This is a genomic window from Marinarcus sediminis (SeqCode), from assembly GCF_048571275.1.
Lineage (GTDB): Bacteria > Campylobacterota > Campylobacteria > Campylobacterales > Arcobacteraceae > Marinarcus > Marinarcus sediminis.
The window spans coordinates 922,166-942,331 of sequence record NZ_CP182357.1 but is presented as its reverse complement, the minus strand read 5'-3'; the positions used below and the strand labels follow the sequence as shown (position 1 = coordinate 942,331).

At 35.0% G+C, this 20,166-nt stretch carries 18 protein-coding genes; 14 read left to right on the top strand and 4 right to left on the bottom strand.

The features are described 5' to 3' along the window. Positions 1-19 precede the first annotated feature (19 nt). The 8 genes from mnmG (at position 20) to recJ (ending at position 9,582) form a co-directional block, all read left to right on the top strand. On the top strand, positions 20-1,915 hold the full coding sequence (gene mnmG, locus ACNI3C_RS04855) for a tRNA uridine-5-carboxymethylaminomethyl(34) synthesis enzyme MnmG (RefSeq protein WP_419771123.1): 1,896 nt from the start codon (positions 20-22) through the stop codon (positions 1,913-1,915). Positions 1,916-1,931: 16 nt separating this feature from the next. After that, a complete protein-coding gene (locus tag ACNI3C_RS04850; protein WP_419771122.1) occupies positions 1,932-2,621 on the top strand; it encodes an AzlC family ABC transporter permease in 690 nt (229 codons plus the stop codon). Continuing rightward, a complete protein-coding gene (locus ACNI3C_RS04845; protein ID WP_419771121.1) occupies positions 2,614-2,934 on the top strand; it encodes a branched-chain amino acid transporter permease in 321 nt (106 codons plus the stop codon). Before ACNI3C_RS04850 ends, ACNI3C_RS04845 begins: the two co-directional genes overlap by 8 nt. Positions 2,935-3,093: 159 nt before the next feature. Beyond that, entirely contained in the window at positions 3,094-3,813 is a 720-nt protein-coding gene (locus ACNI3C_RS04840; RefSeq protein WP_419771120.1) for a hypothetical protein, read from the top strand. A gap of 77 nt (positions 3,814-3,890) precedes the next feature. Beyond that, positions 3,891-4,715 (top strand): hypothetical protein, encoded by an 825-nt coding sequence (locus tag ACNI3C_RS04835; protein ID WP_419771119.1) that lies wholly within the window; start codon positions 3,891-3,893, stop codon positions 4,713-4,715. Positions 4,716-4,854: 139 nt separating this feature from the next. Further along, positions 4,855-6,252: a cytochrome c oxidase accessory protein CcoG gene (ccoG, locus tag ACNI3C_RS04830; RefSeq protein WP_419771118.1), complete on the top strand. Its 1,398-nt coding sequence runs from the start codon at positions 4,855-4,857 to the stop codon at positions 6,250-6,252. 147 nt (positions 6,253-6,399) lie between these two features. After that, positions 6,400-8,010, top strand: coding sequence for a CTP synthase (pyrG, locus tag ACNI3C_RS04825; protein ID WP_419771117.1), 1,611 nt, complete (start codon positions 6,400-6,402; stop codon positions 8,008-8,010). A gap of 6 nt (positions 8,011-8,016) precedes the next feature. Then, complete coding sequence (gene recJ / locus ACNI3C_RS04820) at positions 8,017-9,582, top strand: single-stranded-DNA-specific exonuclease RecJ (RefSeq protein WP_419771116.1); 1,566 nt, start codon at positions 8,017-8,019, stop codon at positions 9,580-9,582. Here recJ and ACNI3C_RS04815 read toward each other — a convergent pair. Both ACNI3C_RS04815 and ACNI3C_RS04810 read right to left on the bottom strand, forming a co-directional pair. After that, entirely contained in the window at positions 9,577-10,164 is a 588-nt protein-coding gene (locus ACNI3C_RS04815) for a FlgO family outer membrane protein (RefSeq protein ID WP_419771115.1), read from the bottom strand. The genes recJ and ACNI3C_RS04815 overlap by 6 nt on opposite strands. 7 nt (positions 10,165-10,171) lie before the next feature. Beyond that, positions 10,172-10,933 (bottom strand): FlgO family outer membrane protein, encoded by a 762-nt coding sequence (locus ACNI3C_RS04810; RefSeq protein WP_419771114.1) that lies wholly within the window; start codon positions 10,931-10,933, stop codon positions 10,172-10,174. Between the two features lie 279 nt (positions 10,934-11,212). Between ACNI3C_RS04810 and ACNI3C_RS04805 the strand changes: the two genes are divergently transcribed. The 6 genes from ACNI3C_RS04805 (at position 11,213) to ACNI3C_RS04780 (ending at position 18,010) form a co-directional block, all read left to right on the top strand. Continuing rightward, the gene (locus ACNI3C_RS04805; protein WP_419771113.1) at positions 11,213-11,767 is read left to right on the top strand and encodes a DJ-1 family glyoxalase III; all 555 of its coding nucleotides are present in this window, start codon (positions 11,213-11,215) and stop codon (positions 11,765-11,767) included. Between the two features lie 130 nt (positions 11,768-11,897). Beyond that, positions 11,898-12,635, top strand: a complete 738-nt coding sequence (locus ACNI3C_RS04800) for a UDP-2,3-diacylglucosamine diphosphatase (protein ID WP_419771112.1) — start codon at positions 11,898-11,900, stop codon at positions 12,633-12,635. Beyond that, complete coding sequence (locus ACNI3C_RS04795; protein WP_419771111.1) at positions 12,632-13,375, top strand: patatin-like phospholipase family protein; 744 nt, start codon at positions 12,632-12,634, stop codon at positions 13,373-13,375. Before ACNI3C_RS04800 ends, ACNI3C_RS04795 begins: the two co-directional genes overlap by 4 nt. Before the next feature lie 44 nt (positions 13,376-13,419). Further along, positions 13,420-16,962: a DNA polymerase III subunit alpha gene (gene dnaE / locus ACNI3C_RS04790; RefSeq protein WP_419771110.1), complete on the top strand. Its 3,543-nt coding sequence runs from the start codon at positions 13,420-13,422 to the stop codon at positions 16,960-16,962. Then, the gene (gene surE / locus ACNI3C_RS04785; RefSeq protein WP_419771109.1) at positions 16,959-17,741 is read left to right on the top strand and encodes a 5'/3'-nucleotidase SurE; all 783 of its coding nucleotides are present in this window, start codon (positions 16,959-16,961) and stop codon (positions 17,739-17,741) included. The genes dnaE and surE overlap by 4 nt, the downstream gene beginning before the upstream one ends. Positions 17,742-17,752: 11 nt before the next feature. After that, positions 17,753-18,010, top strand: a complete 258-nt coding sequence (locus tag ACNI3C_RS04780) for a hypothetical protein (protein ID WP_419771108.1) — start codon at positions 17,753-17,755, stop codon at positions 18,008-18,010. 2 nt (positions 18,011-18,012) lie between these two features. Here ACNI3C_RS04780 and ACNI3C_RS04775 read toward each other — a convergent pair whose 3' ends face one another. Together ACNI3C_RS04775 and ACNI3C_RS04770 are read right to left on the bottom strand one after the other, a co-directional pair. Then, positions 18,013-19,377, bottom strand: coding sequence for a M14 family metallopeptidase (locus ACNI3C_RS04775; RefSeq protein ID WP_419771107.1), 1,365 nt, complete (start codon positions 19,375-19,377; stop codon positions 18,013-18,015). After that, positions 19,349-20,164, bottom strand: coding sequence for a D-alanyl-D-alanine carboxypeptidase family protein (locus ACNI3C_RS04770; RefSeq protein WP_419771106.1), 816 nt, complete (start codon positions 20,162-20,164; stop codon positions 19,349-19,351). Before ACNI3C_RS04770 ends, ACNI3C_RS04775 begins: the two co-directional genes overlap by 29 nt. Positions 20,165-20,166 lie beyond the last annotated feature (2 nt).

Sequence of the window (20,166 nt, the reverse complement as noted above, 5' to 3'; positions counted from 1 at the left end):
CAATTTTTACGGAGACAAAATGAAATATGATGTAATTGTAGTCGGAGCAGGACATTCAGGAATTGAAGCTGCTTTAAGTGCTGCACGAATGGGTAAAAAAACACTTCTGATTACCATGCTTGTTGAACAAATTGGTGCTGCAAGTTGTAACCCTGCCATTGGAGGACTGGCTAAAGGTCACTTAGTACGAGAACTCGATGCCCTTGGTGGTGAGATGGGTTTATGTACGGATCATGCAGGTATTCAATTTAGAGTATTAAATGCCAGCAAAGGGGCAGCTGTTCAAGGAAGCCGTGCGCAAATTGACATGGATAAATACCGAACTTACATGAGAAAAGTGTGCCACAATACGCCCAATTTAGAAGTGTACCAAGACGAAGTGAGTGCTTTACTTATGGATGAAACCTCAGAAGAGTTAAGCGTGTGTGGTGTCAAAACCAAACTGGGTGAAATATTTGAATCAAAAAAAGTCATCTTAACGACAGGTACGTTTATGAAAGGGCTTATTCACATTGGACAAAACACCTATGATGCAGGTCGAGCATGGGAATTGCCCTCATCAACTCTATCGACTCAATTAAAAGAGTTGGGTTTAAATGTAGGGCGACTCAAAACAGGAACACCTGCAAGACTCGATGCCAATTCAATTGATTTTAGCGTCATGGATGCACACGGTGGCGATGAAAAACCCACACCATTTTCTTTTAGAACCAATAAAGAAACATTTCACCCAAAACAACACCCGTGTTACATTACTTATACCAATTTAGGGACACACTCAACCATTTCAAGTAACTTTGACCGAGCCCCACTTTTTACGGGACAAATCAAAGGGAGTGGTCCACGATATTGCCCAAGTATTGAAGACAAAGTGAATCGATTCAGCGAACGTGACCGTCACCAACTCTTTTTAGAGCCACAAACAGCCATGTTAACAGAATACTACATCAATGGCTTAAGTACTTCATTGCCTATTGATGTACAAAAAACAATGATTCACTCCATCAAAGGGTTAGAAAACGCCAAAATTGTTCGATATGGGTACGCCATTGAGTATGACTATGTTGATCCAACTGAGTTAAAACACACACTTGAAACCAAAAAAGTTAAAAACCTCTACCATGCAGGACAAATCAATGCTACCACAGGGTATGAAGAAGCGGCAGCACAAGGCTTAATGGCAGGAATCAATGCCGCATTGAGTATTGATGGTAAAGAACCTTTTATACTGCGACGTGACGAAGCCTATATTGGGGTTTTAATTGATGATTTGGTTACTAAAGGGACAAGTGAACCTTACCGAATGTTTACCTCACGAGCGGAATACCGACTGCTTTTACGAGAAGAAGGTGCCGATATACGACTTTCAGCCTATGGACACGCCTTGGGCTTAATTGACGATGCAACAATGGAAAAAGTCAAATTCAAAGAGAAAACCATCAACGATGCCATTGAGTTTTTAAAAGAGCAATGGATTACTTCAAAAAAAGAGAATTTGCAACTGCTTGAATCCATCGGCGAAGAGAAAATCAATGACCGTGCCCTTCTTGTAGATATTGTAGGAAGAAGCACCATTGACAATGCAAAATTTGATGCCCTCGTACCCAGCTTAAAAGATGTGGACCCCTATTTAAAAGAGCAAATCATCATTGAAGCGAAATATTACCGATATGTTGAAAAGCAAAAAAAACAGATTGATAAAATGAAAAAAATGCTTAAAATGAAAATCCCAGAAGATTTTGACTACACAAAAATCCCTGGACTTTCAAACGAAGCGATTGAAAAGTTTAAAAAGTTCAATCCACCCACCCTTTTTAACGCCAGCGAAATTTCAGGAATTACCCCTGCTGCAATCGATGTGTTGCATTTGTATATCAATTTGCGAATGCAAAAACCCAACGATAAAACCGAATAGTTCCCTTTGGTGTTTTATGTTGCATAAAAAAGAGTTTTTGGCTGCTTTTAAGGTGTCTCTTCCTATTATGATGGGGTACACGGTACTGGGGTTTGCATTTGGATTATTGGTGGTGAGTTTTCACTATCCTTGGTATCTTGCATTGCTGATGTCTCTGTTTATTTATGCAGGAGCGTTACAGTTTTTAAGCCTAACATTTTTCAGTAGCAAACTTGGTTTTTTGGATATTTTTATCACCTCAATTTTTCTGAATATTCGACAATCTTTTTATGGTTTGTCAGTCTTAAAAAAATTCAAAAATACCAAAACATTAAAACACTATTTGATTTTTGGTTTGACCGATGAAACCTATGCTTTATTGACAACACTTAAAGAGAATCCCCAATTAAAACAAAAATACTACTATTTTTATTTGACACTATTGAATCAATCATATTGGGTTATGGGCACACTTTTAGGTACACTTTTTGGCTCTTTTATCGAGTTTAATACCAATGGGTTAGAGTTTTCATTAACGGCACTGTTTGTGGTTTTGTCCTTAGAACAATATAAAGCCAACAAAAATGTATTGCCTTTTATTATTGGGGGAGTGGCTTCTTTACTCGCTTTTATATCTGTACCTCTTAATAATCTGCTGATATGTGCAATTGTTTTTGCACTGTTGGGAATGTTTTTATTCAAAAAAGGGTTGGAACGCAATGGTTGATGCCCACATTCTTACTGCCGTACTCATTATGAGTGTTGCTAATTTTATCACACGAGTCATACCTTTTATATTTTTTACCCACAAAGAACCCCCTGCATTTTTACTTTTTATTGAAAAAAGCTTTCCACCTATTATTATGACCATTTTAATATTTTATACACTTTCAAATATAGATTTCAAAAATGAACTCTATGGATTAAAAGAGTTTAGCGCCATTTTTGTTACGGCTTTTTTACATATTAAATTCAATAACTATTTAGTCTCCATCTGTTTAGGAACGCTTTTTTATATGGGGCTGACGCAATTTTTATAAAAAACCTACTTCAACATATGGCTTCAAAAAATCAAAAGAAATTTGTTATTAAAAAAATAAAATAAACAAAAAAGCTTGTAGATAGGATATTTTTTTGATAGAATAAAATTATTATCAAACATTGATAATAAAAAGAAAAAACCGTTCTGAGGTCAAATAATGAAGAATACAATACTGAATAAACGAAATTTTAATTTGTACAACACTCAAAAAAGATTGGTAAAGTCCATTCCTTTTTTAATGGTGCTATTTTTTTTAACAGGTTGTTCAAGCATTACTCTCCATAATATCAATAAATTAGATTCCAAAAAAGAGTACAAACAAATTTTAACCGATGTAGTAATCTTAACCAGCAGTGGCAATGGAAGAATCCAATACACCAATTACCAGAATCTGAATGAATGCAGAAAAAAGCATCGAGAATTCGTAGAGATGATGGGGAAAAAGAACACTTTGCAAGCAGAACTGCTCGCAAGAGAAATCAAACTGAATTATCTTAATAAAACAGATAAACCCAAAAGAGTATTGCTCCTTGCACCTTTGATTTATACATGTACGAATGAATTTCCTATCATGTTTGGACAACTTGTCAATATTCACCTATATGACATCGAAAATATCAGTAAAGATTGGGACAAGAGTGATATCCGTACAAAAATAAATCAAATCAAAATGCTTTCAAATGACTCCATCATATATCGAAAAGAGTATCAAATTTTAGGGGGCAGCGAAGAGAGTTTTGTTGACCTATCATCAGACATTGCATCCGATTTAGAGAGATTGGGTATTTTGCCTCAAAAAGTTAAAACCATAGAACAAGTTCTAAAAGAGTTAGAAGAAAAAAGAAACAAAGCGAAAAAAACTGCATTAAAGAATTAACATTGGCTTACTCTTTTAAGGCCTCCTTTATAACATTTAACTAAAATTCTTTCAAAACTCTTTATGAAGGTATTTTTATGAAACTCTATTTATATTCAAAAAGCGGACACAGCATTGGTTTGGATGCCACCAGACGATGCGCAGCAGTGGCCTCTTTATTAGAAGAATTTGACCCCATTTTATGCACCAGTGATTTTCGAGCAGGAGCATACGCCAAAGAGGAGTTGGGCATTAAAAAATATGTGAGTGTCGATTTGTTGTCAAACTTACCTAATATGATGCAACGGGGAGATATTTTGATTTATGACAGTGATGAAACAAATGATGTCATGGAAAAACATATGCGTGATTTTTGTTCGTTGTTGTACAAAATAGGTGAAGATATTCCAAAAACATTCGTTAACAACAGACTTCTCAACGCCAATACCTCTGTAACAAAGTATGAAAAAGCCTTTTTTTTTGGTGATGATGACTATCAAGATGAGCTTTTAAAACTGTGCGAAAATGGTTCAAAACATGAGTTGCCTCTGCTGCTTGGACACTACTTTTTTTTGGGAAATGATAAAAAACTCAGCCCCTATTTCAGTTCTATATTAGAAGAAGAGGAGTATATTGACGTGGTCAGTAATACAAAATATTTATTAAGTGGTTCAATTAATGCATGTATAGAATCAGTAGCTTGTGGAAATAAACCCGTGTTCTATAAACGAGAAGATAAAACTTACTTAGAGATGGATATTATCACGCATTTTGGTATCCCTATAATCACAGGAACTCAATTGGATGATATGTTAAAAGATTTCTATCAAACTGTAGCAAATTATCCTCAACTAAAAACATTCACAAACGAAAATTTAACAAATATATTGTACGAAATTTCAACGAAGCTCAATGCCCATTAATTCGGGCTTTTGTAGATTACTAACTCAATTATTATAACTATAGCTTATATATATTTATGTTTATTATAAGCTAAGTTTATTTATAATTCGTAAAATAAATACCGTTAAACTATAAGTTTAACTTATTATAAGGAAAATTATGGAGAATGCGAAAAGTTGTGAGTCTCAAAAAAGTACTCCTTACAGAATAAAACGATACTACGTGTATGCACTGGTAAGTATCCTTGCTTTAGTTGTTCCATTTATCAGAATCAATGAAAATCACATTTTCTTGCTCTCATTTGATAATAAACAACTTCATTTGATGGGTGTTGCATTTGATATGCAAGAACTGTATTTAATGCCATTTTTATTAATGCTACTGTTCTTAGGAATATTTGCAGTAACAGCTATTGGTGGTAGAGCGTGGTGTGGTTGGGCCTGTCCACAAACTATTTTTAGAGTTATCTACCGAGATTTAATCGAAAGTACCCTTCTAAAACTTAAAAGAATTAAAAACAAACAAAAAGAGCCTGATTATAAAAATGCCCAAAATGCTTCTAAAAAAGTTATTGGTATTATTCTTTGGTCTATTTTAGCGTTTATTGCAGCTTCAGATTTTATGTGGTACTTTATTCCACCAGAAGACTTCTTCGCTTATTTACAAAACCCAACTGAACATATGTTTTTAATTGGTATGGTAATTTCTATTGCCGCTTTTTTAATTTATGATGTTGTAAAACTCAAAGAGGACTTTTGTGTATATATCTGCCCTTATTCAAGAGTACAATCAGTACTGTATGATGACAACACTGTTCAAGCAATATACTCAACCAAAAGAGGTGGAGATATTTACAATGAACACAAAGAAAAAATTATTTTTGATGCAAAAGAGTTAAAAGAGGGAGATGAGTGTACCGCCTGTGAAGCGTGTGTTACTGTTTGTCCTACGCACATTGATATTCGAAAAGGGATGCAACTTGAGTGTATCAACTGTTTAGAGTGTGTGGATGCCTGTACAAAAGTTATGGGTAAATTGGGAAAAGAGTCATTGGTTCAATGGGCAAGTACAAACCAAGTTTTAAAAGGTATACCAACAAAAGTGGTCAGAAGATCAACGGTAATGTATACCATTGCGCTGTTTATTGTTCTCTCTTTACTTTTTGTCATGGGTGGAGAAAAAGAGCACATGCTGTTAAATGTAAATAAAACAACGCAGCTTTATCACATCAATGAAGACAATGAAGTATCAAACAACTTCTTATTCTTGTTCCAAAATACGGATTCAAAACCGCATACTTATGCCATTGAAATTGAAGGAAGAGAGGATATTAAGATAAAAAGATTTACACCATTTAAACTCAGCCCACGAAAAATGGCTAAAAAAGTGGTTATTCTTTCAACCGATAAAATCCTTGTAAATGATATTACAAAAGATACACCAATTACCGTTATGGTTAAAGCTTATGCTCAAGATGATCCTGAAAAAATTACCGTTTTAAGAAAACTGGTATTTATCTATCCAAGAGCAGATAAACTTAAAAAAATCGAAAAATAAGAGTCAAAGTAGGGTTTCCCCTACTTTGAATCATTCTGACTGTTCCAACTATCCTTCTTAATTGTTTCAAAAATTTAACCCCTTCTTAACTAAGTGTTCGTTATAATCGCGGAATAATTATCAATCATTATCACGGAGTATCAATCAATGACAAAATTTATATTTGTAACAGGTGGCGTATTAAGTTCTTTAGGTAAAGGGATTACTTCGGCTTCAATCGCAACCATTTTAAAACAATCGGGACAACGAGTAAGCATGCTTAAAATTGACCCTTATTTAAATGTGGATCCAGGAACAATGAGTCCACTAGAACATGGAGAAGTATTTGTTACAGCCGATGGTGCTGAAACAGATTTAGATTTAGGAAATTATGAACGATTTATTGATACAACATTAAGTGCAAAAAACAATTTCACAACAGGACAAGTCTATCAAAGTGTCATCAAAAGAGAGCGAGAAGGTGGCTATTTAGGTAAAACCATTCAAGTTGTTCCTCATGTGGTTGATGAGATAAAAAGCAGAATTTTTGCAGCAGGAAGTGATTATGAGTTTTTAATCGTTGAATTAGGTGGAACCGTAGGAGATATTGAAGGTTTACCTTTTATGGAAGCGATTCGAGAAATCAGACATGAACTTCCAAAAACAAACACAATGAATATTCACGTTACACTGGTACCTTATATCAGTGCAGCAGGTGAACTTAAAACAAAACCAACACAACACAGTGTTCAAGAGTTAAGAAGAATTGGTATTACTCCACACATGCTTGTCTGCAGAAGCGAACGACCTCTTCCAAAAGAGTTAAAGAAAAAACTGGCCATGTCATGTGATATTGATAACAATGCAGTTATTGAAGCAGGTGATGCTCAATCAATCTATCAAGTTCCAATGAACTTCTTAAAAGAGGGAATTCTAACACCAATTTGTGAACACTTTGGAATCAATTTAAAACCCAATATGGAGAAATGGGAAACTTTGGTTAAACACATTATTTTGCCACAAGATGAAGTCACCATTGCTTTTGTAGGAAAATATTTAGACTTAAAAGAGTCATACAAATCATTAACAGAAGCTTTGATTCACGCAGGGGCACACTTAAATACAAAAGTCAATATCAACTGGTGTGACAGTGAAAGAATTGAAGATGTGGGTGCGTACGAAGTCATTAAAAACTCTGATGCCATTTTGGTTGCAGGGGGATTTGGACACAGAGGCGTTGAGGGTAAACTTCAAGCCATTGAGTATGCACGTGTGAATAACATTCCTTATTTGGGTATTTGTTTGGGTATGCAGTTAGCTGTTATTGAGTATGCAAGAAATGTCCTTGGCTTAAAAGATGCCAACTCAATTGAGTTTGACACAGAAACACCCAATCCACTTATCTATTTAATCGATGAATTCTTAGATCAAAGTGGAAACAAACAATTAAGAACACACGAATCGCCAATGGGTGGAACCATGCGATTAGGAGAGTATCCATTCACACCTAAAAAAGGGACAAAACTGCAAAAAGCGTATGGAGATAAAGAGACATACTACGAAAGACACCGACACAGATATGAAGCCAATCCAACCTACAAAGAAGCCTTAGAAAAAGCAGGAATGATTATTTCTGGCGAATCAGCTGGTTTAATTGAAGCCGTTGAACTTAAAGATCATAAATGGTTTGTCGGGGTACAATTTCACCCTGAATTCACTTCTCATTTAGAGACGCCAAACCCAATTATCCTTGCATTTGTAAAGCAGGCTGTTAAATAGTTTTTAATGCAAAAAATTACCAAGGCAAAACTCTGCGAAATTCTTAATTTACGGCATAAGGAAAATCCTTATGCCAAGTTATCCAATATGCCCTCTCCTGAGAGTTTTAAAGATATAAAAAAAGCCACGGCAAGAGTTAAAGAAGCCATTTTAAACAATGAAAAAATCACTATTGTAGGCGATTATGATGTGGATGGCGTCATTTCAACCGCTATAATGGTTGACTTTTTCAAACAAATTCATTATCCCATCAAACATATTATTCCCAATCGATTTGAACACGGATATGGACTGTCACCTAAAATCATTGATCTCATTGATGAAGGTTTGGTCATTACTGTGGATAATGGCATTTCTGCGTTAAATGCTTCAAAACTGCTCAAAGAGAAAAAGATTGATCTTATTATTACGGATCATCATACTGTCCCAGAAGAGCTTCCCTATGCCACCGCTATCATCAATCCCAAACAAGAAGATTGTCAATTCCCTTTTAAAGAGATTTGTGGGGCACAAGTCGCTTGGTATTTTTGTGTTTCCATTAAAACCGAACTGAATCTGAATGTTGATATGAGTTCATTTTTAGATCTCTTGTCAGTTGCCATTATTGCAGACATTATGCCCATGACAAGTCTGAATTATACTTTGGTCAAACATGGGTTAAAGAAAATCAAAACCAGTCAACGACCTGCTTTTTTAGAGCTCAATGAAGTGATGCAAAAAAATGCCTTTACCTCGGATGACATTGGTTTTTTAATTGCACCTAAAATCAACAGTGCAGGCAGAATGGACGATGCTTCGCTTGCTTTAGATTTTTTACTCTCAAGCACACAAAAAGAGGCAAAAGAGGCTTTAGATGTCTTAAATGAGTTAAATAACTATCGAAAACTTTTACAAGAAGATATCAGCCAAAAAGCCCAAATGGAAGTCAATGAAAATGAGAATGCCATCATTGTTTGGGGCGAACATTGGCACGAAGGTGTCATTGGAATCGTTGCTTCCAAACTCTCAAGCAAATACAAAAAGCCCGCTTTCATCTTCTCCATTAATGAAGGTATTGCAAAAGGGAGTGCCAGAGCCAATGGAGATATCAATTTACACACCATTATCTCTTGTGCAAGTGATCTGCTTTTAGGTTTTGGTGGACACAAAAATGCCGCTGGATTAAGTCTGAAACAAGAGCACCTAGAAGCGTTTAAAACAACAATCAATGAAGCCATCAGCCAATGCAATGAAACACTGCACATTGAGTTAGATACGCTGGGTGAGTTGGATATTAACAGTGTAGATATGGAGTTTATTGATTTAATCGAAAATTATGAACCGTATGGCTTAGATAACTTAAGACCTGTCTTTAAAATCAGCAATGCCCAAGTGGTTAACACTGTTTTATTTGGTAAAGATAAAAACCATTTAAAACTTTTTTTAAATACTCAAGGGTGCATGTTTGAAGCGATTATGTTTAATGAAAAAGAGATGATTAAAGAAGATTCGATTGACCTCATCGTCTCCTTAAATAAAAACGAGTTCAGAGGTGATGTGAAAGCACAGTTCTTAGTTCAACAAATATTATAAAACCATGGGTTGATAAATATTGTAGCTGTTCTCTTTAGGTACAAAATCCAACTTTTCAATTTCTGAATTCGTTATGGTAGATGCAGAAGCTGAACTTAATATGTGTCCCGTATAAATATCAATCAACTTAATAAAAATTCTCAATCGTTTATTGGTAATTGAGTAAGTACCAACAACAGCAAATCTTTCATTATAAATTTTATTATCAATCTTTTTATCATCTCGACTTAGAACATTAAATCCATGTTGCCCTATTCTAAAATCTTTTGTTAATTCAACTTCACGAATGATAATATTTTGATTTGAGAGTATATCTTTTAATGTTTCAGAGAGTAAAAATCCCAGTTTTGATTTATTTTCCAATTTATCAATATTGACAAAATCTGAGACCAAAACAACTTCATCTTTTTCAATATTCATTTTGAGTTTTCGGTATGATGATTCGACCATAGAATTGACCATTCTATCAAAATCATTTGAGCCATCAATGTTCATGTAGAAACATCCACTCAGCAGAACAGACAACAGCATTGAAGTTATAACTAACTTCAAACTGTTAAGTGGATTATGCTTAAATTTCATAAGAAAATTATTCTTTAACTATTTTAATACTTCTTGGTGGTTGGCAATCTTTAAAAATGACACAATCGTTTCTTAAACCATGTGCATAGGTTGCTCTAGATGTAGAGATGATTTGACCAGAGGTATTGTCAATAACTCTGGCATTTAACATGATATTTTTATACTGTCTTGAGTATGTTCCCACAACAACATACGTATTCTCGATGCTGTTTTTCATTTTATTTGTATCTCTTGTGATGAAATATTCACCTTTTTCATTGACAGAAACACCCAATTGACCTCGAAACTCAATGACGTTAAAACCTCTGTTTGAAAGTTCGTTAATTAAACTTTCACTTACAATTCTTCCAAACTCAGATGTCTCTTTCAAATTATCAAGTCGAACAAAAGACGTGATTAAAACCGATTTACTTGATTGCATTTTTTTGTTTTGCATCATTTGTGTTGCTAAGCTGGCAATCGTACCTTCCAAGGAGTCTTGATTGGTTACAATTCTTTCAACATTTGCTGCAACTTCTAATCGTTGTTTCGCTGCTTCGAGTTTATTGTTTTCTCGTTCAGCAATTGGATCTCTTGAAGGATCAATTTTTACAGGTTTTAAAACCTCTTCTTTGAGTTCAATCTCTTGAACTGCCATTGGTTGTACTTCAACTTTTTTTGGCTGATCCATTACTGGCATCTCTTTCGTTTGCACAGACTCTGCATTTAAAGACAAAAGAAGTCCCGCTGAAGCCAAAACCAAGCAAGAGTTTTTAATTAATTTAAGCATTTAATTCCCCTTTTACAAAATTACTTGATTTTATTTAATATTAGCTTATAAACTCTTGAAAAGAGTGCGCAAGCTATCCTTATAGCAAGCTTTTTACTCACTTCTTCTTTATGGCATTCTGGTTGCTTATTTGTCACTTCTTTTTTCAAAATCTGTGTCAAAAAACAACAAAGGATATCTCATATTTAAAAAATCCTTAGATAAAAGTCAATATGTAAAAATAAAGCTATTTTTTTATATTGACTTTTGATACAATAACCGTTCATAAAAGGATAAATATTGGCAAAAATAATCGTACCACTGGCAGCTGGATTTGAAGAGATCGAAGCAATTACCATTATAGATGTAAGCAGACGAGCAGGCATTGACGTTGCCGTTTGCTCTTTGGATGAAAATTTAGACGTTTTAGGGGCACATAACATCACCCTTAAAGCCGATATGACTATTGATGCTCTTGTGTCCACCAAATATGAGATGATTGTTCTTCCAGGTGGAGCCAAAGGGACTGAAAACTTAGCATCAAATAAGAGTATTCAAGCTCTTTTAAAAGAGTTCAAGAAAAAAGACAAACTCATTGGCGCCATCTGTGCAGCACCATATGCTTTGCATAAAGCGGGTGTGTTAAACAAAGAGTATACCTGTTATCCAAGTTACGAAAATAAAATACGAAAAGAGGGGTATCATCCCGTAAGAGCAATCGTTGTTGATGACAATGTCATTACCTCAAGAGGTCCAGGAACCGCAATGTGTTTTGCACTTGAAATTGTAAAAATTTTAGCCGGCGAAAAAAAGTTTGAAGAGGTCAGAAAAGGTCTGCTTGTAGAGTTCTGCTAAATTTCTTAGGATATTTCCTAAGAAATTAGCTGTTTTAAGTCAAAATTCAATCACTTTTTAGCTTACTTTCCCTGTTCACCTAACTCTCATTGAAGCCATCTTGTAATCATTACTCTATACAATGTTGGGCATGAAATATAGAACAATATTTATATCCGATTTACATCTTGGGACACGGTTCTCAAAAGCAGACCATTTGATTGATTTTTTTAAACACAATGAGAGTGAAAATCTTATTCTTGTAGGAGATATCATAGATGGTTGGGCGATTAAACGAAAATTTGTTTGGCTTCAATCCCACTCTGATGTCATACAAAAAATCTTAAAAAAAGCCCGCAAAGGAACCAATGTAACCTTTATTCTTGGCAATCATGATGAATTTTTAAGACCCTTTGTACCCCTTTTATTGGGTGACTCTTTAGAGATAAAAAATGAGATGGAATATACAGGAGTTAAAGGCAAAAAATATTATGTCACCCATGGAGATTTTTTTGATTCCATCACCATGACTAAAAAATGGTTGGCAGTATTGGGAGACTATGGATATGATTTGTTGTTACACCTGAATAATACCATCAACTATTTTAGAAACCTCATTGGCATCAAAAAATATTGGTCTCTTTCAAAATATGTCAAAGACAATGTCAAAAGTTCGGTCTCATTTATTACTGATTTTGAAGCAACTTTAGCATCGCATACTTTACATAAAGGTTACGATGGCGTTATTTGTGGGCACATTCATAAAGCTGAAATACGTCCGATTGGTACGATTGAGTATATCAATTGTGGTGATTGGGTAGAGTCCTGCAGTGCCATTGTAGAAACCTTTGAGGGTGAATTCCAAATTGTTACATGGCTAGAACAGTGAAATATGCGTTAGCCATCAGCGGAGGGGCAGCAAGAGGTGCTTTTGCATTGGGTTGTTTACACTATTTTGATGAATCAGGCATTGAAATAGAACTTTTTTCTGGAACATCCATTGGAGCAGTGATTGCTTCAAGTTATGCGTGTGGAGTCAAACCAAAAGAACTTTTAGAAATTTTTTGTTCCAAAGAGTTTAGAAAAGTCATTCAATTTAATTGTTTGAATGGTTCACTTTTCAAAATTGACCAAAATGCGGGGTTATTAAAAAAAATCATTCCCATAGAAAAGCTGGAAGATTTTCCAAAAAAAGTGATTGTTTCAGCAGTAGATATAAAAAGTGGTCGTTTAATCTCTTTTACTCAAGGCGATGCCATTACAATTGTGGTGGCTTCTTGTGCTTTATATCCCATGTTTAAACCCATTTCATACCAAGATTATTTTTTGGTTGATGGAGGAGTAAAAGAGAATTTACCCTTGAGTGTTTTGACAAACAGTGCCCTTCCAATAATTGCTATTAATCACTTTCCTTATACACCATTCAATCCCTCTTCTTTAAAAGAGAATCTCAAAAGGATGCTTTATCTGTCATGGTATAACACCTTTGAAGCGTCCATAAAACATGTGCAATTTAATATCACCAGTGAACAATTAACACCCCTTTCTCTCTTTGGCTTCAAAGATTTAAGAAAAGCTTTCTTATTGGGGTATGAAGAAACAAGTAAGGTATTTTCAAAGACTCTATAGTATAATAGTATCAACTATTAAAAAATCAAGAAAGTATTATTATAATGTCTCAAATACCTCAATTTACTCACTTACATTTACATACAGAATATTCACTGCTTGACGGTGCGAATAAAATCAAACTTTTAGCCAAACAAGTTAAAGAGCTGGGGATGACCAGTGTTGCCATGACCGACCATGGAAATATGTTTGGTACGATTGATTTCTATAACACCATGCGAAAAGAGGGCATTAAACCCATCATTGGTATGGAAGCATATATCCATAACAGTGCAGACCTTGATGATAAATCAACCAAACAACGATTTCACTTATGTTTATATGCCAAAAATGAAGTAGGGTATAAAAATTTAATGTTTTTATCCAGTCAAGCATATATGCATGGATTTTACTACTACCCAAGAATCAATAAACAACTTTTAAAAGATAACGCGGAAGGATTGGTCTGCTCAGCTGCTTGCCTTCAAGGTGAAATTAACTGGCATTTAAATACTCAAAGTGAAAGAAATGTTAAAAATGGTGCCAAAGGGTATGAACGTGCCAAAGAGATTGCTTTAGAATATCGAGAAATTTTTGGTGATGATTTTTATCTTGAAATCATGCGCCATGGAATCAGTGACCAATATTTTATCGATGATTTAATTCTGAAAATTTCACATGAGACTGGCATCAAAGTGGTTGCAACCAATGATACCCACTACTTAAAACAAAAAGATGCCGAAGCGCATGAAGCGTTTATGTGTATTGCTATGAATAAACTCTATGACGATCCAAACAGACTAAGACACAGTGTGCATGAGTTTTATTTGAAATCGCCTGAACAAATTGCGAAACTTTACGCCGATATTCCAGAAGCCATCGAAGCCACACAAGAGATTGTTGACAAATGTAATTTAGAAATTAAGCTGGGAAATCCAACTCCTCCAAACTTTAAATTTACCCGAGAAAAATCCAAAGAGGCAAATCTGGTTTTGCCAGAACCCAATCAAGAATATTCGCTTGAAAATGACAAAATTCTTTTTGTTCATGAGTGTTGGAAAGGCTTAGAAGAGCGTCTTAAAATTGTGGATTCTTCAAAACATCAAGAGTATAAAGAAAGACTCCAAGTAGAAATTGATATTATCAATAACATGAAATTCCCAGGTTATATGCTTATTGTTTGGGACTTCGTTATTGTGGCAAAACGTATGGGTATTCCCGTAGGTCCAGGTCGTGGTTCTGCTGCAGGAAGTTTGGTGGCATATTCTCTCATGATTACCGATATTGACCCGATGCCCTATGGTTTGCTTTTTGAGCGATTTTTAAATCCAGAGCGGGTATCAATGCCCGATATCGATATGGACTTTTGCCAAGCAAGACGTCAAGAGATTATTGACTACGTTGTGGAGCAATATGGGCGTGCCAACGTTGCTCAAATCATCACTTTTGGTAAACTCTTAGCCAAAGGGGTTATTCGTGATGTTGCCCGTGTTTTGGATATGCCTTATGCCAAAGCCGATGCGATGGCAAAACTTATTCCCGATGAATTGGGAATTGATTTAAAAAACTCTTATGAAAAAGAGTCAAAAATCAAAGAACTCTGTGACTCTGACCCACAAGCTGCACGAGTTTGGGAATTTGCCCTTGCCTTAGAAGGCTTAAACAGAAATGCAGGAACCCATGCAGCGGGTGTGGTAATTTCCAATGAACCCTTGTGGAATAAAACTCCTTTGTTTAAACCCAGTGGAATGGATACCCTTGCAACACAATACAATGGAAAATATGTTGAAGATGTCGATTTAATCAAATTTGACTTCTTAGGTCTTAAGACACTAACGGTCATTGAAGAGGCCAATAAACTTATTGAAAGACGGCATGGAAAACGTATTGACTTTATTCGCACCGATGTGAATGACAAAGGAGTTTACGATCTCATTCAAACAGGAAATACGATTGGATTGTTTCAAATAGAGTCCGATGGTATGCAAGATTTGAACAAACGATTAAAGCCCTCTAACTTTGAAGACATCATTGCGGTTTTAGCACTTTACAGACCTGGTCCAATGGAATCAGGAATGCTTGATGACTTTATCAACAGAAAACATGGTCGAGCTAAAATTGATTACTTTTATGATGAGTTTGAAGCCCCTTTAAAACCTATCTTAGAGCCTACTTATGGGGTTATTGTTTATCAAGAACAAGTTATGCAAATTGTGCAAACCATTGGTGGATTTAGTCTGGGTGGTGCGGATTTAGTTCGACGAGCCATGGGAAAAAAGATCAAAGAAGAGATGGACAAACTTAAAGATGAGTTTGCCCTTGGAGGTGTTAAAAAAGGGTATCAAAAAGAGCATTGTGAAGAGCTCTTTGATTTGATTGTAAAGTTTGCGGGGTATGGATTTAATAAATCACACTCAGCGGCATATGCCTTAGTAACTTTTTACACCTCTTATTTAAAGAAATATCATCCTACGGAGTTTATGGCAGCACTGCTGACTTTGGAAAAAGACAATACCGATAAAGTTGTTAAATACGTAGATGAAGTAAAACGATTGGGGCTTGACCTCTTTCCCCCTGATATTAATAAATCGGATTTGGTTTTCTCTGCAGCAAAAATAGAGGGCAAAGAGGTCGTTATGTTTGGAATGGGCGCCATTAAAGGGGCAGGAGATGTTGCGATTAACTCCATTTTAAAAGCGAGAAATGAGGGGGGAATTTTTCAAGATTTGGGGGATTTTATCTCTCGGATTGATGGAAGTAAAGTCAACAAAAGAGTCATAGAATCTTTGGCAAAAGCAGGTGCATTCGACTCTTTTGGTTACTCAAGAAGAGCCTTGTTAGAACAAATTGAACTTATTGGTGAAACCGTTGCAAAAGCTGCACTTGCTAAAAAAATGGCAACAGGTTCATTATTTGGAGACAGTGAAGAGTTAACCAAAGTTGATGTTTCACTTGAACATTTACCAGAATATTCACCCAAAGAACTTCTTGAATTTGAAAAAGCCTCTTTGGGATTTTATGTCTCTGGGCACCCTTTGGATGAATACAGAGATCAGTTAGAAGGCATTAACTACACACTCAGTTCTCAACTTGATGAAATAGCCGATGGCAGTGAAGCTCTTTTTATTGGAAGAGTTGAAACCATTACAGAAAAGATGTCAAAAAAAGGGAATAAATTTGGTATCGTCAACATCATGGATTTACATGGGAATATTGAATTGATGATGTTTGAAGACAGACTCAAAGAGTTAAGAGCTGATTTTGATTTGAATGAACCCATTGCTTTTAAAGTCAGAATTACCAAAGATGAACAATTTACGAAAATCAATTTACGTAAAATTGAGACCTTAAAAGAGGCACGAAAAGAGAAACTAAAAACCAAACATGCTCCCAAAGAAGAGCCTGCATTACATATTGCGGTCAATTACAGGAATGATGAACAAATCATGTATGACTTGTTTGAAGTCATAGCGCACAATCAAGGAAAAAGAGCCTTACATATTACCGTAAAATCAAAACTGGGAGACATAGAATTGGAAACAGGATTTAAAGTAACTTCAAAAGTTGAAGAGTTAATTAAAACTATAGATGGGGTATATCTGTTATGAAACACATATTAATTACCAATGATGATGGTTATGAATCTGCAGGATTAAAAGCGTTAGCCGAAGCGCTATCTCCTTTAGGAAAAATTACTGTCGTTGCTCCAGCAACAGAAAAATCTGCATGTGGGCACTCTCTCACATTAACTCGACCACTTCGACTTGTCAATGTAGATGACGACTTTTACAAAGTCGATGATGGCACACCTACTGATTGTGTATTTGTATCGCTGAACAATCTTTTTAAAGAGGATAAAAAACCCGATTTGGTCGTCAGTGGCATTAATATTGGTTCCAATATGGGAGAAGATATTACCTACAGTGGAACAGCCAGTGCTGCCATGGAAGCCGTTTTACAAGGTGTTCCCGCAATCGCCATTTCACAAGTGTGTAATGACCACAATACCATCAACAATGGGTGGGATTTTGCTTTGGCAAAAAAGAGTATTCATGACATTGTTAAAAAAATTTTAGAGGGTTCATTTCCTTTAGACAAACGAAAATTTCTCAATATCAATATTCCACAAACAAGTATAGAAGAGTGTAAGGGGATGAGAATATCAAAAGTGGGCTACAGAGAGTACGGCAATGACACACAAAGACATGTCAATCCAAGAGGAGAAGAGTACTACTGGATAGGGATTCATCCTCTTATTTGGAAAAAAAGCGAAGATTCTTCTTGTGATTTTGAAACTATAAAGGAAAATTATGTTTCAATTACGCCTATACATTTAGATATGACCAGTCATAATGATATAGATATACTCAAAGAGTGGTTGAATTAAAAGGATAAAAATTGGATTTTACACAATCGATTTCATGTATTGTCGATAAACTTATAGGAACTCTAAAAGAGGAAAATGAGTTAAAAGAAGTGCTTAAAAAGAAATTCACAAAAAAAGAGTTCAAAGTGTTTGTTGCTATGGAAGAAAAAGTTGCCATAGAGACCATTTGCACTGAAGTGAATGCAGATGAACAAAGAGTACAAGAGCTTTATAAAGCCGCTTGTAAAAAACTCAATCAAGAGAAAATCAAACAAGAGTTGGTGATTTAATATTACATCTTATCTGATGTAATATTATCACTTTTTGAAGCAACTGAAAAGTCGCCTGAAAATTTTACAAGTACCATTCCTACGAATTTGTCTTCTTTATAAAACTCTACTCTGTAAATTTCACCTTGCTTATCAATTGAATAATATTCAGGGATTTCATCTTTGTCTATTTTAATATTCGATTCATTTCTTTGCTCTTTATTGACATAACCAATGACATTCACTCGATAATCTTTTTGATCAAAAATAAAAATATTTCTGTTGGCATTGATAATTTCACCAAACTTTACATTGACCACTTTATCATCGATTTTAAATTTAATTTCATCACTTGATTCTTCCATATCTAAATAATCAGGCGATAAGTTTGCTAAACGAACATTGCCATAATGAATGGCATAATCATCCCCATTTTTAATGACAGTCATTAACGGATTGCTGGGTGTAAAATTTAATATCCCATCTTTTTTTACAGGGAAATATCTCAATTCAGAACGCACTTGACTCAATGGCAATTTAATCTTATTGTCATAAAAAGAGATATAAATATCATCATACAAAGCTTGTCGGATACCTCTTGGAGACAACTCAAAACCTCTTTCAAACTCTATACCCATAACTCTCATATACTCTTCAAGTGCCAGAATATGATAATATGCACGTTCAACGACAGGCAACTCTTTACTGGCTTCATTTCCAAAAGCAGCTTTTCCTTGATTGATGGCAAAATAGGTCAAAGTTTTTTCCATCTCTTTATCGCCCGCTCTTGTATTGGTATTGTGCATACTGTACGCGTGTTCGTCGCGTAAAAGGTTGCTATTCACATGCCCGCACACTCTTCTGGAAATCTCTTCTAAATTTCCATACTTTTTAAGATCCAAAGAGACTTGATCAATAATTGAACTTTGCCCCCATCGATACGGAGAGTGGAGTCTGTCAATAAATTTTTTTCTGTAAAAGCCACTGCCGTCATGCAAATTTAAAATCATTTTGACATTATCTTCTTCAATATAACTTTTTACTCTTTGTATCGCATCATAATCGGGGTCATTTGAAGAGAGTTTTGCGAACTTTCGGTTCATATCACCAAATGGACCTCGTGCTCTTTTTATAATAGAATCAAAGTTCAAATTGGGTACAACCCAAACTGAACCTTTTTTAATAGTATAGTGTGTAGTAATCAATGAAGCGGCCATAAAACCACCGGGTTCATCGCCTTGAATACCACCAACAATCAATAACGTATTATTATCTTCTTGTCCTTTTTTGATAAGATTAAAATCGATCTTATCCACTTTTGCATAGAGATTTTGCAGCAGTAAAAAGAGTAAAAGTACCTTAAACAATCTTAATGTGCCAAGGTTCATATCTTACTCCATCTTTATTATTTACAGTGTATCGCATATCAATATAAGGCAATTTTCTCATTTCAAAAAACTCTTCAGTTAACGCAAACCTAGCCGTAAAGTTGTCGTAACCCCAACCTTTTTTACCAATATCAAAATCACCCACTGTATGATAAGAGAACCCTGGAGGTGCGATGGATACCGCTGTTTTTGAAAGATTTAAATCGCTTCTGTCTAATTTATCAAGAAACAATTTCATCTGCTTCATCACACTTCGTACACCTGAAGTCAATACAATTGTTTCCCCAATATCATTCTTCATGTGTTCATATGTTTTTAACGTTCTGTCTTGAAATAAATAATGCCCCGTTCCTGGTATTTTGATAATATCTTTCATATTAATTTCATGCGTGATACTTTGACATGTCCGCTCTCCGTAGAAACCATGTTCTTCGGGATTGTAATAAAAAATGTATTCCATAAAAGCCAACTCATCGCTTGTGAAATCACCAATATTACTTGACCATCGGGCAGTATTAATTACATCATCAAATGAGATGACATTGTAATTTCCATAACCTACATGTCTTTGGACTAATTTAAGTTTTTTACATACACTGTAAAAACTTTTCTCATACTTTTTATCTAGGAAAAGGTCCTTCTTCCCTTTTAGATTTAATTTAGTACTCAAAGAATCAAGAGGATAATAAATTTTATCACTGGTTGTTGTAGCAAATAAATCTTCCCCTACCAAAGAGGTAGTAACAGCTCCATATGCTAAAAGTTGTAAAAATTTTCTTCTATTCATGC

Bases quoted from the DNA above. Each gene is read 5' to 3' on its own strand.
- mnmG (WP_419771123.1), top strand. From the start codon at position 20: ATGAAATATGATGTAATTGTAGTCGGAGCAGGACATTCAGGAATTGAA.
- ACNI3C_RS04850 (WP_419771122.1), top strand. From the start codon at position 1,932: ATGTTGCATAAAAAAGAGTTTTTGGCTGCTTTTAAGGTGTCTCTTCCT.
- ACNI3C_RS04845 (WP_419771121.1), top strand. From the start codon at position 2,614: ATGGTTGATGCCCACATTCTTACTGCCGTACTCATTATGAGTGTTGCT.
- ACNI3C_RS04840 (WP_419771120.1), top strand. From the start codon at position 3,094: ATGAAGAATACAATACTGAATAAACGAAATTTTAATTTGTACAACACT.
- ACNI3C_RS04835 (WP_419771119.1), top strand. From the start codon at position 3,891: ATGAAACTCTATTTATATTCAAAAAGCGGACACAGCATTGGTTTGGAT.
- ccoG (WP_419771118.1), top strand. From the start codon at position 4,855: ATGGAGAATGCGAAAAGTTGTGAGTCTCAAAAAAGTACTCCTTACAGA.
- pyrG (WP_419771117.1), top strand. From the start codon at position 6,400: ATGACAAAATTTATATTTGTAACAGGTGGCGTATTAAGTTCTTTAGGT.
- recJ (WP_419771116.1), top strand. From the start codon at position 8,017: ATGCAAAAAATTACCAAGGCAAAACTCTGCGAAATTCTTAATTTACGG.
- ACNI3C_RS04815 (WP_419771115.1), bottom strand. From the start codon at position 10,164: ATGAAATTTAAGCATAATCCACTTAACAGTTTGAAGTTAGTTATAACT.
- ACNI3C_RS04810 (WP_419771114.1), bottom strand. From the start codon at position 10,933: ATGCTTAAATTAATTAAAAACTCTTGCTTGGTTTTGGCTTCAGCGGGA.
- ACNI3C_RS04800 (WP_419771112.1), top strand. From the start codon at position 11,898: ATGAAATATAGAACAATATTTATATCCGATTTACATCTTGGGACACGG.
- dnaE (WP_419771110.1), top strand. From the start codon at position 13,420: ATGTCTCAAATACCTCAATTTACTCACTTACATTTACATACAGAATAT.
- surE (WP_419771109.1), top strand. From the start codon at position 16,959: ATGAAACACATATTAATTACCAATGATGATGGTTATGAATCTGCAGGA.
- ACNI3C_RS04775 (WP_419771107.1), bottom strand. From the start codon at position 19,377: ATGAACCTTGGCACATTAAGATTGTTTAAGGTACTTTTACTCTTTTTA.
- ACNI3C_RS04770 (WP_419771106.1), bottom strand. From the start codon at position 20,164: ATGAATAGAAGAAAATTTTTACAACTTTTAGCATATGGAGCTGTTACT.